The organism is Amycolatopsis sulphurea (assembly GCF_002564045.1).
Taxonomy (GTDB): Bacteria; Actinomycetota; Actinomycetes; order Mycobacteriales; family Pseudonocardiaceae; genus Amycolatopsis; species Amycolatopsis sulphurea.
In genome coordinates this window covers 3,715,720-3,729,161 of the sequence record NZ_PDJK01000002.1, presented here as the reverse complement: position 1 = coordinate 3,729,161, position 13,442 = coordinate 3,715,720, and the positions used below count along the sequence as shown (strand labels likewise).

Below are 13,442 nucleotides of genomic sequence, written 5' to 3'. Positions count from 1 at the left end.
CACGCCCGGTTCAACAGAAGGCGGCCGCACCGCATTCCCGTGCGGTTTTAGACTCGGCGCCCATGGCAGGCAAGGGAACCCCGGCGACGGCGCTGCTCTCGAAACAGCAGGTGCCGCACACGGTGCACGTGTACGACCACGACCCGCGGGCCGAGTCGTACGGCCTGGAAGCGGTGGAGGCGCTGGAGCTGGACCCGGCACGGGTGTTCAAGACCCTGGTCGCGGAGGTGGACGGCAGGCTCACTGTCGGCGTGGTCCCGGTGACCGGCCAGCTGGACCTCAAGGCACTGGCCGCCGCCACGGGCGGGAAACGCGCGAAAATGGCCGACCCGGCGGCCGCCCAGCGGGCGACCGGCTACGTGCTGGGCGGCATTTCCCCGCTGGGCCACCGCACCCGTCTCCCGGTCGTGCTGGACGAGTCCGCGGCACGGTTCCCGACGATCTACTGCTCGGGCGGACGCCGCGGGCTGGAGGTGGAACTGCCCCCGGCCGAGCTGACCCGCCTTACCAGCGCGGTGGTCGCGGCCATTTCCGCGCCGCAAAAGCTGTGAAGGGGCCCTTCACGGACTCTGAGTCCGTGAAGGGCCCCTTCACAGCCCTGGACCCGGGGCGAAGTCAGAGGTGCGGGCGGAGGACCCGGCCCAGCCATTCCGTCGTGGCGCGGGCCACGGTGTCCAGGTCCTTGGACAGGCTGTGGTCACCGGGGACCAGGACGATCTCGCGGTGCGGAGCGGGCGCCGGACGGCCGAAGGGGTCGCTCTCGCCCTGGATGATCAACGCCGGGACGGTCACCGCGTCCAGTTCCGGCTGACGGGTCTTCTCCGGGCGGCCCGGCGGATGCTCCGGGAAAGCCAGGCACAGCACCGCGACCGCCTGGCCCGCGCCGGACGTGCGGCAGGCCACGCGGGCGCCGGACGAGCGGCCGCCGAACACCAGCGGCAGCGCGGCGAATCGAGTGGACAGTTCGTCCACGACGGTGAGCCAGGCCGTGTCCAGCTGCGCGGCCGGGGCGGGGGCGCGGCGGCCGGCCACGCGGTAGGGCTGTTCGACCAGCGCCACGTGCACGCCCGCCGCTTTGGCCGCGCCGGCCACCGTCACCAGGTCTTTCGCCCCGATGCCGCCGCCCGCGCCGTGGCCGAGCACCAGTACCGCGACGCCGTCCTTCGCGCAGTGCAGCTCGGCTCGCGCGGGGCCGTGTTCGGTGGGGATTTCGAGGGTGGTCATGTCGCCGGCACGTCGAACAGCGCGTCCACCGGCTGGTCGGGTTCCATGCGCTGCAGCAGCTCCGGGCCGTTGTTGCGGACGTTGTTGACCAGGCTCGAAACCGGGCGCAGTTCCAGCGATTCCACGATCTCCGGCGGAGTGGGCACGAGCAGACCGTCCACTTCGGAGCGATCCGGGTCGAGCCAGCCGTCCCAGTGCGTCCGCGGCACGATCAGCGGCATCCGGTGGTGCACCTCGGTGAGCCGGCCGTCGGCATCGGTGGTGAGGATCGAGAAGGTGATCAACGGCTCGGCGTCCGCGTCGTCCTTCGGCCGCCAGGTCTCCCAGATCCCGGCGAACGCGAGCGAGGCGCCGTCCGGATCCGTCATGTAGAACGGCTCCTTCTCCTTGCCCGTGCGCCGCCACTCGAACCAGCCGTCCGCGGGGACCAGGCACCGCCGCGCGGCGAGGGCACGCTTGAACGCGGGCTTCTCCTTCGCCGTCTCCGCGCGGGTGTTGATCATGCGGGAGCCGGCCGACGGGTCCTTCGCCCAGAAGGGCACGAGACCCCAGCGCATCATCCGCAATGAGCGCTGCGCCGGCTCGTCGCCGAGCACCTGGCCTTCGGCGTCGCGGGGATGCCGCTGCACCACGGTGACCACGTTCTTGGTGGGCGCCACGTTGTGGTCCGCCCGCACCCGGCCCTCGGTCAGGTCGACCGCGGCGAACTCCTCGACCAGCTTCGCCGGGTCCTTCGTCGCGGCGTAACGGCCGCACATGCCAACCTCCTCGGGGATGCTCGCCAGGCCATCGTTGCACGCTGGAGGGGCGCCGCGCGAGGCGCGTGGGATCATTCGACCAGGCACGGGCTCCGGCAGGACCCGGGCAGGACGACCGGGAGGACGTGGGCGGTTTGGCGCGAGGCGACTGGAGACGGCTGGACGAATCCGACGTGCGGATCCGTCCCGGCAAGGGTTCCAGGCCCCGCAGCAAGCGCAGGCCCGAGCACGCCGACGCGGTCACCGCGATGGTCGTCGGCAAGGACCGCGGCCGCTGGACCTGCGCGCTGGACGCCGATCCGGACGGGCTGGTGACCGCCATGCGGGCCCGCGAGCTCGGCCGGGTCTCGGTGGTCGTGGGCGACTGGGTCGCGCTGGTCGGGGACGTGTCCGGACGGCCGGACACGCTCGCCCGGATCGTCCGCGTGGACGAGCGGACCAGCGTGCTGCGGCGCACCGCGGACGACACCGATCCCCACGAGCGGGTGGTGGTGGCCAACGCCGCGCAGCTGCTCATCGTCACCGCGCTGGCGGACCCGCTCCCCCGCCCCGGATTCATCGACCGGTGCCTGGTCGCCAGTTACGCGGGCGGGCTGGATCCGGTGCTGTGCCTGACGAAAGCGGATCTGGCGAGCCCGGACGTCCTGCTCGCCGGCTACGCGGGGCTGGACGTGCCCGCCGTCGTGACCCGGCACGACGAGCCGCCGGAGGGACTCGCGCAGCGGCTGGCGGGCCGGGTGACCGCGCTCGTCGGACATTCCGGAGTCGGCAAGTCGACATTGGTCAACCGCCTGGTCCCGGACGCCGCACTCGCCACCGGCGACGTGAGCGCGGTGGGCAAGGGGCGGCACACCTCGGTGGCGGCGGTCGCGCTGCCGTTGCCGCTGCCCGGCGGCGGCTGGGTGATCGACACGCCGGGAATCCGGTCGTTCGGCCTGGCGCACGTGACCGCGGACGACATCGTCGACGCGTTCGACGAGTTCGCCGAAGCCGCCGAGGAGTGCCCGCCGAACTGCGGGCACCTCGGCCCGCCGGAGGACCCGGACTGCGCGCTGGACGAGGTCGTGCAGCAGCACCCGGCGGGTGCGGACCGGCTGGCCTCGCTGCGACGGCTGCTGGTGTCCCGGGCGGGCGGCGCGGAATCCTGAGGAACCATCTGCGGACAGGTAACGTCCGATCCGTACCGATCCGGTATCGCCCTGGCGATTTCACCCGAACAGGTGTAACCACTACGGAGATCCGCCGATACTGCAGGGGCAACACCGGATGAGAACCGATTCCCTGGGGGAACGCACATGCGCAAGACCACGACCTTCGCCGTCGCCGCGGGTGCCGCGCTGGCACTCGTCCTGACCGGGTGTGGTGCGAACACCGAGAGCGGCACGGCCTCCCCGGCCGGCCAGGCGCAGGACCAGTCCGCCGGGGGCGGCGGCCTCGCCGCGCCGTTCGGCGACGTGCTCAAGCTGGCCGACGCGGCCAAGCAGGGCACCGAGAAGTCCAAATCGGCGAAGATGTCGATGGACATGTCCATGGGCGGCCAGTCGGTCACCGCGACCGGCGCGATGAGCTTCGACGGCCAGGGCCAGAAGTTCACCATGACCATGAACACCCCGGACGGCTCCACCGAGATGCGTTACCTGGACAACACCCTCTACCTGAAGGTGCCCTCCGGCCAGGCCAAGCAGTTCGGCACGGACAAGCCGTGGCTGAAGATCGCGGCGGACGCCAACGACCCGATTTCGCAGTCCCTGAGCAAGTCGATGCAGCAGGCCTCGAAGCAGAGCGACCCGACGCAGATCCTTGAGCAGGTCGCCAAGGCCGGCCGGATCGTCAGCTCCGACCAGACCCGGCTGGACGGCCAGGAGGTCAACCACTACCGGGTCGAACTGGACGTGCAGAAGGCGATCGGGCAGTTCACCGGCGACCTGCCGGCGGAGGCCAAGGACCAGATGACGAAGATGCTGGCGGGCAAGGACATCAAGCTCCCGGCCGAGCTGTGGCTGGACAAGGACCAGCTGCCGCTGCAGGTGACCATGGACGAGAGCTCGCTGATGCGGGCCATGGGCGCGGGCACGCAGGGGCCGGGCAAGATCACCGTCAAGTACTCCGGCTGGGGCGCCCCGGTGGACGTCGCCGCACCGCCGGCCGATCAGGTGAGCGACTTCGGCGAGATCGCGAAGAAGATGGGCGGCGGCCGCTGAGGCCGATCCTGCGGTGACAAGCCCCGAGCCGGCCGGCTCGGGGCTTGTTTTTCGGCTGCCCGCGTTCCCCCGAATGAGCAGTAACCGCGAGCTGTGCTTGGGTAAGGGCTCTTTTCGCCGGTCAGTGGGGGGTTTCCGGATGCGCAGGACGGCGGTGGCGGGTGCCGTGGTGGTGCTTGCGGCAGCATTGGCCGGCTGCTCGGACGACGAGCCCCAGCGGTTCGCCGACGCGCGAACGCTCGCCGACGCGGCCACGGCGGCGACCCTCGCCGGTCGGTCGGCGGAGTTCACCACCGACGTCACCGCGGGGACGTTCGTGTCGCACGGCACCGGACAGGCCCGGTTCGACCCGTCCGGGACCGCGCTGAAAATGACCACGGACTACGTCGGCGAGCCGCTCGAACTGCGGCTGGTGAACCGCGCGCTGTACGCGAAGGTGCCCGCCGACGCACGGGATCAGGTGACCGGCGGCAAGCCGTGGGTGCAAGTGTCGCCGGAGGGCAACGACCCGCTTTCGCAGGTTCTCGGCGGCAGCCTGACCCAGCTGGCCGAGCAGAACGACCCCGGTCGCACGCTCGCCCAGGTGCGCACGGCAGGCACGCTGACCACCAGCGAACAGACCCGCCTCGGCGACGCCCCGGTCGAGCACTACCGGCTGACCGTGGACCTGGCGAAGCTCGGCTCCGAACTGCCCGCGGGCCTGCCCGCCGACGCGATGGCGCAACTGGCCGGCCGCGGCGCCACGGTCCCGCTCGACCTGTGGCTCGATCCGCAGCACCGGCCGGTACAGCTGGTGCTGGACCTGTCGCCGGTGCTGCAAGCCACCGGCGAGACCGGGGACGCCCGGATCACCGCGCGGTACTCCGGCTGGGGGTCTCCGGTCACCGTCGACCCGCCCCCCGCGGCCGACGTGGGCACGCTCACCGGCCGATGAGCCGACCGTCAGCAAGGCTGTGAAGGGGCCCTTCACAGACTCAGAGTCCGTGAAGGGGCCCTTCACAGCCTTCGTCCAGAGGACCGGCGGCCGGATCGAGGACAGCCCGGCTAAAGCAGTTCCAGCAGGAACGGCAGCTCCTGGGGCGCGTACCAGGCCAGTTCGTGGTCCTCGGCATCGCCCAAGGTGAATTCCGCGTCCTCGTCCCCAAGGTCCGCGGCGTCGATCACGGCGGCTGCGGCGGCCACCGCGTCGGCTGCCTCGGCGGCGTCCACGTGGATCGCGGCGACCTTCGACCTCGGGACCGGACCGGCGAGGCGGACCACGGGGGCATCGAGATCGGCACGCAAGGTGACGTCGTCCACGTCCACGGAGACCACCACACGACGGGGCTCGCCCTTCTCCTCCGCGGCGATCAGGCGCAACGACGCCCTGGCCGCGTCGAGCAGCGCGGCGTACTCCAGCTCCTCGTCCGAGCCGCTCACGTACGCCTCGCGCAGCGCCGGGGTGAGCGCGAACCCGGTACCGCTGCGGGCGCGGAACTCCCCGCTCGCCTCGAAGTCCCGCAGCATCGCGATCGTGGCCGGCAGATAAACCCTCACCAGTGCGCCCCCTTCAGCTCTTCCAACGCTTCCTCGATCATCCCGCCGAGCAGCCCGACGTCGTAAGCGGCCTTGCGGTCGCCGTTGAGTCCGAAGTAGACGCCACCGTGGTAGGACGTGACCCCGATCGCCAGCGCCTGGGTGCGCATCAGCGGCATCACCGGGAACATCTCCACCAGTCTCGCCTCCCCCGCGTACACCGGCACCTGCGGGCCGGGGGAATTGGTGATCATCAGGTTGAAGATCCGCCCGGACAGCGACCCGCCCGCCCGCGCACCCAGCGAGTGCAGGGTGGCCGGGGCGAACCCGCTGACCTTGAGCAGCCCGCGCGCGGCCACCGAACGGCCGGAGTCGAGATGGTCGGTCATCGCGTGGCCGATGTGCTGCAGCCGCAGTACCGGATTCGGCTCGCCCACCGGCAGGTCGACCAGGTACGCGGCGACCTCGTTGCCGATCAGCGCGGGAGTGGCGTACTCGGCCGTTTCCGCATCGTTGACCGCCATCGGCACGAGCGCGCGCACGGTGGAGGTCGGCGTCAGGCTCTCGCCACGGGACAGCAGCCACTCCCGCAGCGCGCCGGTGATCGCGGCGAGAATGACGTCGTTGACCGTGCCCCCGTGCTTCGCGCGGACCGACCGGAAGTCGTCCAGCCGCGTGCGCACGACGGCGAACATCCGGCCACCGGACACACGAACGTTCAGCGGTCCGGACGGCGCGGGCCGCACCACCGTGGACGCGACACCACCGAGAGTCTCGGCGACCTTGCCCACCGTGGCGACCGCGTCGGTGGCGGCGGCCCGGACGTTCTCGGCCAGCTCGCCGGGCCGCTGCACGGCCTCGCTTACCGCGTCGAGCACCAGCTGCGTGCGGCTCGGTTCCCGGCGCGGGGTCCACAGGTCCTCGAACGGCTCCGGCGGCGCCGGGGTCTCCTCGAGGATGAGCTGGCCGAGATCGATCGTGCCGATACCGTCCACAACGGACGGATGGGTCTTGGTGACCAGCGCCACCCGGCCGCCGGAGAGCCCCTCCACGAAGTACGCCTCCCAGAGCGGGCGCTCCGGGGCCAGCCGGCGCGACATCAGGCGGGCGACCAGGTCGAACAGCTGCTCGTCACTGCCCGGTTCGGGCAGCGCGGACCGGCGGACGTGGTAGTTGAGATCGAAGTCGACGTCGTCCACCCACACCGGGCGGGCCAGGTGCCCCGGCACGCCGAGCACCCGCTGGCGGTAGCGCGGCAGGAACGCCAGCCGCGCGCCGACGAGAGCCAGCAGCTGCTCGTAGGTGAACCCGGACGGCGGCCGGTCGAAGATCGCCACCCCGCCGACGTGCATCGGCGTCGTCTGGTCCTCCACGTACAGGAACGAGGCATCGAGGGCGGACAGGCGGTCGGGCATGGGCCGATCCTTACACAGTGCGAGACTGACCGGTGTGGGTGATGACGAGGCGGTTTCCCCGAAGGACCGATTCCTGACCGTCTACGGGCGCAAACCGGTGCTGGAGGCGCTCGCGGACGCGGACTTGCGCGTGGACAAGGTGATCCTCGCCGACACCGCGCGCGGCCCGGCCGCCGCGGAGATCCAGCGCGCCGCGAAGACGGCCGGCGTGCCCGTGCGGCGGGCCAGCGCGCATCGGGTGAAAGTGCTGGCCGGCAACGGAAAACAGGACCAGGGCGTGCTGGCGGACGTGGTCGCGCCGCGGATGCGCGCGCTGGCCGCGGCGCTGGCGGACCGCCGCCCGCCGGAGCGGCTGCTGCTGCTCGACGGGATCACCACCCCGGCGAACGTAGGGATGATCCTGCGCACCGCCACCGCGGCCGGGCTGGCCGGAGTGATCGTGCCGCGCCGGGGCGTGGCGGCGCTCGATCCGATGGTGGTCAAGGCCTCCGCGGGGATCGCGTTCCGGGCGCCGGTGCTGCGCTGCGGGAGTGCCCGCGAAGCGGCGGAGTTGTTGATGGAGGCGGGCTACGGCCTGTACGCGCTCGATGCCTCCGCCGGGGTGACGGTGTTCGAAGTCGACCTGCCGAAGCGCGCGGTCTTCGTGCTGGGCGGCGAAACGGCCGGGGTGGGCGCGGAAGTCGCGGAACTGGTCACCGAATGGGTCACCATTCCGATGCCCGGCGACGTGGAATCGCTGAACGTCTCCGCCGCGGCCGCCGTGGTGTCGTTCGAACTGGTACGGCGCGGCCTCAGCTGAACAGGACGGCCAGCTCGGCGAGCGTCTCCGGCACAGCCACGTGGTGGACCCCGACCATGCCCGCTTCGACCGCCCCGCGAACGTTGCGCTCGGCGTCGTCCACGAAGACACAGCTCGGCGCGGCCAGCCCGAGCCGCTCGGCGGCCACCAGGTAGATCCCGCGGGCCGGTTTGGCGACCCCGGCCTCACCGGAGAACACCAGCGCGTCGAAATACTCGCCCAGCGCGGCTTTCGCCCCTGGCGCGGCCCCGGGCGCGTTGGACACCAGCGCGGTCCGGGTACCCCGGGCACGGGCGGCATGGAGGTAGTCGAAGAGCAGGTGCGCGTCCGGGTCGGTGAGCACCCCCGCGTAATCGACCAGCAAGCCTTTCAGCACGTCATCCAGGGTATCCGGGGTCGTCGGCCGGTGCTCGGGCGCTAGCACACCAAGCACATACGTCTAGTCCGTTCCCTGCCGTTTCGCCCGATCCGACGCACGCTGTCCCACCCGTTTGGCACAAATGCACTGAGTCATGTGCGCGTGGCCATTTGTGTAGCAACGCCACGATCCAGGGGAGGAACCTCATGACGAAACACCACCTCCGGCTGCTGACGTCCGGGCCCGTCCGCAGGGTCCACCACCGCGTCGCGCGGCCCGCGGTCCGGGATCTGCCGCCCGCCGGCCACCGGATCCTGCGCTTCGCCGAAGTCCCGCACGAACGGCACCTCACCCAGCGGCTCAAGGCGATCCTCGAAGTCCTGGCCGGCCGCCGCCCGGCCGGACAGATCCAGTCGCTGGTCGACGACGCCCTGTTCGCCCGCCTGTCCGCCCACGGCCCGCTGCCCGGCCTGCGCTACCGCGTCGGCGACCTGCACGTGTGCCAGCCCTCGGACACCGCCATCGAGACCAGCACGACTCTGATCACCCACGGCCGCGTACACGCGGTCGCCGCCCGCTTCGAACTCACCCGCACCGGCTGGGTGTGCACTCGATTCCACGTGCTGGCGCCGCGCCTCGGACCGGTGCGCCGCCCGCAACCGGACCGGCCGTCGGTGGCTTGAGCCGGGCGCTTTCTGAACCGGGTCCGGGCGGTTGGTTTCATCTCAGCGCAGATTCGGGCTGAGCGGACCGGATGGACTCTCTTCCCAGCACGGGGTTCGGGTCGGGATGAGTCGGACTGGTTCGGCTCATCCGGGCTGAACAGACTCGGCTCGACTCGACCGGCGCCTGGATCGGGACAGTCGTCCCAACGACCAGGTCAGCCGGTCAACACCAGGAGCGTCACCAGCCCGCGCAGGTGGTATCCGGGCGCGCCGAAGCGGAGGAGCGCGGGGTGCGGCGGGCCGGTTCGCGATGGCGATGCGCCGACCAGGCACACCCGAGCCGGCGCGCGAGCGCGCCCGCCACCGAGCGCTCGCCAAAGGCTGTGAAGGGACCCTTCACGGCCTTAGAGCCCGTGAAGGGTCCTTCACAGCCATCCAATCCGGGGGCCATAGGGAGCCCGATCGCGGGCAACGCGGGTGGCCCAGGCCTTGGCAAGTCCGCCCCGGGACATGAACGCGGGCCGCCCCATCCGGGACGGCCCGCGTCGGTTCACGAGCGGCTCAGCGCTGTGTGCCCTTCCTGGCCTTCTTCGCCTGTGCCCGTTCGGCCGCCCGGCGTTCCCGCCGGGTGTTGGCGCCTGACGCCCCGTCCGCGGGCTTCGGGCTGTCCGAACGGGACTCGACGTCGCCGTCCTCGCCGGGGCCGGACATCGTCAGTCCGGATTGGACACCGCCGCCGATTCCCTTGCCCCGCAAGGCGGACGGCACGGATTCGGCGTCCGTGGCCGGTGGCTGCGGGGGCGTGGGGCGGGCGTGCCTGCCGCCGTTCTCGCCGAACGAGGCGGCGGCCGCGCCGGTGGCGGAGGTGACCCCGCCGGGCAACGCGGACGGCTCCGGCTGCGGAGCCGGCTCCGCCTCGGTGCGCTCGACCTGCAGGTTGAACAGGAAGCCGACGGCCTCCTCCTTCAGCGAGTCGAGCATCGCGCGGAACATGTCGAAGCCCTCGCGCTGGTACTCGATCAGCGGATCGCGCTGGGCGAGCGCCCGCATGCCGATGCCCTCCTTGAGATAGTCCATCTCGTAGAGGTGCTCGCGCCACTTGCGGTCCAGCACGGTCAGCATCACCTGACGCTCGAGGCGGCGCATCGAGCCTTCCTCGCCGACCAGCTCGTCGATCTCCGTCTCACGCCGGGCGTAGGCGGCGAGCGCGTCCTCGGTCAGCGCCACGCTGAGGGCTTCCGCGTCGAGGTCGCCGTCCTCGATCAGCTCGTCCCAGTCCAGGCTCACCGGGTAGAGCGTCTTGAGCGCGGTCCACAGCTGGTCGTGGTCCCAGTCCTCGGCGTATCCCTGCGAAGTCGCGCCCTGCACGTAGGCCTGCACGACGTCGGTGAGCATGTGCTCGATCTGCTCCTGCAGATCCTCGCCTTCGAGCACGCGGTGCCGCTCGGCGTAGATCACCTTGCGCTGCTCGTTCATGACCTCGTCGTACTTGAGGACGTTCTTGCGCGTCTCCATGTTGAGCTGCTCGACCTGGGTCTGCGCGCTCTTGATCGCCTTGGAGACCATCTTGTGCTCGATCGGCACGTCGTCCGGCAGCCGCATGGTGGTCATCACGCGCTCCACCATCACCGCGTTGAACCGGCGCATCAGATCGTCGCCCAGCGACAGGTAGAACCGCGACTCGCCGGGGTCGCCCTGCCGCCCGGAACGACCGCGCAGCTGGTTGTCGATCCGGCGCGATTCGTGCCGCTCCGTGCCGAGCACGTACAGCCCGCCGACCTCACGGACGTGCTCGGCCTCGGCGCTCGCCTCCGCCTTGACCTCCTCGAGCACCTTCGGCCAGGCGGCCTCGTACTCCTCGGAGTTCTCCACCGGGTCCAGGCCCTGCTCGCGCAGCACCTGGTCGGCGATCATGTCCGGGTTCCCTCCGAGCACGATGTCGGTACCGCGGCCCGCCATGTTGGTGGCGACGGTGACCGCGCCCTTCTTGCCCGCGCGCGCGACGATCAGCGCTTCCTTGTTGTGGTACTTGGCGTTGAGCACCTCGTGCGGCACGCCCAGCTTCAGCAGCAGCTTCGACAGGTGCTCGGACTTCTCCACGCTGGTGGTGCCGACCAGCACCGGCTGGCCCTTCTCGTGCCGCTCGGCGATGTCCTCGGCGACCGCCTCGAACTTCGACTGCTCGGTCTTGTAGATCAGGTCCGCGCGGTCGGCGCGGACCATCGGCCGGTTCGTCGGGATCGGCACCACGCCGAGCTTGTAGGTCTGGTGGAACTCGGCCGCCTCGGTCTCGGCGGTACCGGTCATCCCGGAAAGCTTGCCGTAGAGCCGGAAGTAGTTCTGCAGCGTGATCGTGGCCAGCGTCTGGTTCTCCGCCTTGATCTCGACGCGTTCCTTGGCCTCGATCGCCTGGTGCATGCCCTCGTTGTAGCGGCGGCCCACCAGGATCCGGCCGGTGAACTCGTCGACGATCATGACCTCGCCGTCGCGGACGATGTAGTCCTTGTCCCGGTGGTAGAGCTCCTTGACCTTCAAGGCGTTGTTCAGGTAACCCACCAGCGGGGTGTTCGCCGCCTCGTACAGGTTCTCGATGCCGAGCTGGTCCTCGACGAACCGCACGCCCTTCTCGGTGACCGCCACGGTGCGCTTGCGGACGTCGGTCTCGTAGTGGTACTTCGAGTTGATCAGGTTGGCCTTCTCGACCCGCTCACGCGTCCCCATCGTGGTGGTGTCGATGCCCTGCATCAACGGCGCGAGCCGGGCGAACTCCACGTACCAGCGCGAGGACTGGTCCGCCGGGCCGGAGATGATCAGCGGGGTACGCGCCTCGTCGATGAGGATCGAGTCCACCTCGTCGACGATCGCGAAGTTGTGCCCGCGCTGCACGCAGTCATCCAGGGACCAGGTCATGTTGTCGCGCAGGTAGTCGAAGCCGAACTCGTTGTTGGTGCCGTAGGTGACGTCGGCGTTGTAGTGCCTGCGGCGTTCCTGCGGGTCCTGCTCGGCGAGGATGACGCCGACCTCGAGCCCGAGGAAGCGGTGGATCCGGCCCATCCACTCGGCGTCCCGCTTGGCGAGATAGTCGTTGGTGGTGACCACGTGCACACCCTCACCCGCGAGCGCGTTGAGGTAGGCGGCCAGGACACAGGTGAGCGTCTTGCCCTCACCGGTCTTCATCTCGGCGACCTGGCCGAGATGCAATGCGGCGCCGCCCATCAGCTGGACGTCGTAGGGCCGCTGGCCGAGTACCCGTTTCGCGGCCTCCCGGGCGACCGCGAACGCCTCCGGGAGCAGGTCGTCCAAGGACTCGTTCTTGGCGTACCGCGCACGGAACTCGTCGGTCTTGGCCCGCAGCGCGTCGTCCGACAGGTCCAACACGTCGTCTTCGAGGGTGTTGATGTGATCGGCGATGTTGCGCAGCCGCTTCACCATCTTGCCCTCGCCCGCGCGGAGCAGGCGGTTCAGCACCATCCGGTCGACCTCACTAGCTGAATCATGATCGCACCCGAGCCGGTCCCGGGCAGTCTCTCCCGCGGCGGACGCCCGACTGCGCCGCCGTCGCATACCCCATCGTAGGGAACGCGCCCAGGTCCGTGCACGCACGGCGTCGCCGAAGGTCACCGGGCGTTTCGGCGGCGGCCGGCGCGGGCATGCGGATGGCCCGCACACCCGGGGTGCGCGGGCCATCCGGACGCCGGGCTCAGCCGAGCCGGATCACGCCGTAGTCGAAGCCCTTTCGCCGGTAGACGACGCTCGGCCGGCCGGCCTCGGAGTCGTTGAACAGGTAGAAGTCGTGGCCGACCAGCTCCATCTCGTAGAGAGCCTGGTCCACCGTCATGGGGTCCGCGTTGTGCTGCTTCTCGCGGACGACGCGGCCGGGCTGGTATCCCGGTTCGTCGCCTTCCCAGCGCTGCTGCTGGGGGATGTCACCGGCACTCGTCGCCGCGAAACCGTTCACCATCGGTGCGGTCGCGTCGGGTGCCTCCAGTACCGCGGTGCTCATCGCCGGCCCGGCACTCGAGCCCGCACCGCCTGCCGCCACCACCGAAGTCGCTTCGGCGACCGATTCCGGACGGCTGCGGCCGTAGTGCACGCGCCTGCGGTCGTGTGTCCGCCGTAACCGGTTTTCCAGTTTGGTCACGGCAGAATCGAGCGCTGCGTAGAAGTCGGCGGCACACGCCTCGGCGCGCACGGCCGGGCCACGGCCCTTTCCGGTGATCTCCACGCGCTGGCAGTTCTTGGCCTGCCTGCGATTGGGCTCGTGGAACAGCTCCACGTCGAAGCGGATGACTTTCTTGTCGTAGCGCTCAAGGCGGGCCAGCTTCTCGCTGACGAGTGCCCGATAGTGCTCGGGCACCTCCACGTTGCGGCCCTTGATGACGATGTCCATACACGACCTCCCTCGCCGAGATGACTGCGAGCTGTTGTGCGTTCACATGGCGCCGGTAATTGCGGGACGGAGCCCGGATCCGGCGGGCTGAGCAGAACCCGGCAGCCGGTCCACGAC

The 13,442-nt window shown here is 70.5% G+C and carries 13 protein-coding genes; 6 read left to right on the top strand and 7 right to left on the bottom strand.

Translation table 11 applies throughout. The annotated features are described in order from the left end of the window. The first annotated feature begins 62 nt into the window (after nt 1-62). Nucleotides 63-551, top strand: coding sequence for a Cys-tRNA(Pro) deacylase (gene ybaK, locus ATK36_RS23160; protein WP_098513415.1), 489 nt, complete (start codon nt 63-65; stop codon nt 549-551). Nucleotides 552-615: 64 nt separating this feature from the next. On the opposite strand, the gene ATK36_RS23155 is transcribed toward ybaK, so the two are convergent. Together ATK36_RS23155 and ATK36_RS23150 are read right to left on the bottom strand one after the other, a co-directional pair. Continuing rightward, the gene (locus ATK36_RS23155) at nt 616-1,224 is read right to left on the bottom strand and encodes an alpha/beta hydrolase family protein (RefSeq protein ID WP_098513414.1); all 609 of its coding nucleotides are present in this window, start codon (nt 1,222-1,224) and stop codon (nt 616-618) included. Continuing rightward, on the bottom strand, nt 1,221-1,982 hold the full coding sequence (locus ATK36_RS23150; RefSeq protein WP_098513413.1) for an SOS response-associated peptidase: 762 nt from the start codon (nt 1,980-1,982) through the stop codon (nt 1,221-1,223). The genes ATK36_RS23155 and ATK36_RS23150 overlap by 4 nt, the downstream gene beginning before the upstream one ends. Before the next feature lie 134 nt (nt 1,983-2,116). On the opposite strand from ATK36_RS23150, the gene rsgA reads away from it, so the two are divergent. The 3 genes from rsgA (at nt 2,117) to ATK36_RS23135 (ending at nt 5,117) form a co-directional block, all read left to right on the top strand. Beyond that, nucleotides 2,117-3,130 (top strand): ribosome small subunit-dependent GTPase A, encoded by a 1,014-nt coding sequence (gene rsgA / locus ATK36_RS23145; protein ID WP_098515121.1) that lies wholly within the window; start codon nt 2,117-2,119, stop codon nt 3,128-3,130. Between the two features lie 147 nt (nt 3,131-3,277). Beyond that, entirely contained in the window at nt 3,278-4,183 is a 906-nt protein-coding gene (locus tag ATK36_RS23140) for an SCO4651 family lipoprotein (RefSeq protein WP_098513412.1), read from the top strand. Between the two features lie 139 nt (nt 4,184-4,322). Further along, nucleotides 4,323-5,117: an SCO4651 family lipoprotein gene (locus ATK36_RS23135; protein ID WP_098513411.1), complete on the top strand. Its 795-nt coding sequence runs from the start codon at nt 4,323-4,325 to the stop codon at nt 5,115-5,117. Nucleotides 5,118-5,227: 110 nt separating this feature from the next. On the opposite strand, the gene ATK36_RS23130 is transcribed toward ATK36_RS23135, so the two are convergent. Further along, a complete protein-coding gene (locus tag ATK36_RS23130) occupies nt 5,228-5,719 on the bottom strand; it encodes a DUF6912 family protein (protein WP_098513410.1) in 492 nt (163 codons plus the stop codon). Further along, nucleotides 5,716-7,113 carry a WS/DGAT/MGAT family O-acyltransferase gene (locus tag ATK36_RS23125; protein ID WP_098513409.1) on the bottom strand — a complete coding sequence of 466 codons (1,398 nt, stop codon included), beginning with the start codon at nt 7,111-7,113 and terminating at the stop codon, nt 5,716-5,718. Before ATK36_RS23125 ends, ATK36_RS23130 begins: the two co-directional genes overlap by 4 nt. A 34-nt stretch (nt 7,114-7,147) precedes the next feature. On the opposite strand from ATK36_RS23125, the gene ATK36_RS23120 reads away from it, so the two are divergent. Next, a complete protein-coding gene (locus ATK36_RS23120) occupies nt 7,148-7,912 on the top strand; it encodes a TrmH family RNA methyltransferase (RefSeq protein WP_098513408.1) in 765 nt (254 codons plus the stop codon). Here ATK36_RS23120 and ATK36_RS23115 read toward each other — a convergent pair. After that, nucleotides 7,905-8,288, bottom strand: coding sequence for an HAD-IA family hydrolase (locus ATK36_RS23115; RefSeq protein WP_098513407.1), 384 nt, complete (start codon nt 8,286-8,288; stop codon nt 7,905-7,907). The two genes, ATK36_RS23120 and ATK36_RS23115, sit on opposite strands and share 8 nt — an antisense overlap. Nucleotides 8,289-8,476: 188 nt before the next feature. On the opposite strand from ATK36_RS23115, the gene ATK36_RS23110 reads away from it, so the two are divergent. Then, nucleotides 8,477-8,953: an Rv3235 family protein gene (locus tag ATK36_RS23110; RefSeq protein WP_098513406.1), complete on the top strand. Its 477-nt coding sequence runs from the start codon at nt 8,477-8,479 to the stop codon at nt 8,951-8,953. A 543-nt stretch (nt 8,954-9,496) separates the two neighbouring features. Here ATK36_RS23110 and secA read toward each other — a convergent pair. Next, a complete protein-coding gene (gene secA, locus ATK36_RS23105; RefSeq protein ID WP_098513405.1) occupies nt 9,497-12,406 on the bottom strand; it encodes a preprotein translocase subunit SecA in 2,910 nt (969 codons plus the stop codon). Nucleotides 12,407-12,635: 229 nt separating this feature from the next. Further along, on the bottom strand, nt 12,636-13,325 hold the full coding sequence (gene hpf / locus ATK36_RS23100; protein WP_098513404.1) for a ribosome hibernation-promoting factor, HPF/YfiA family: 690 nt from the start codon (nt 13,323-13,325) through the stop codon (nt 12,636-12,638). Between the last annotated feature and the right edge of the window lie 117 nt (nt 13,326-13,442).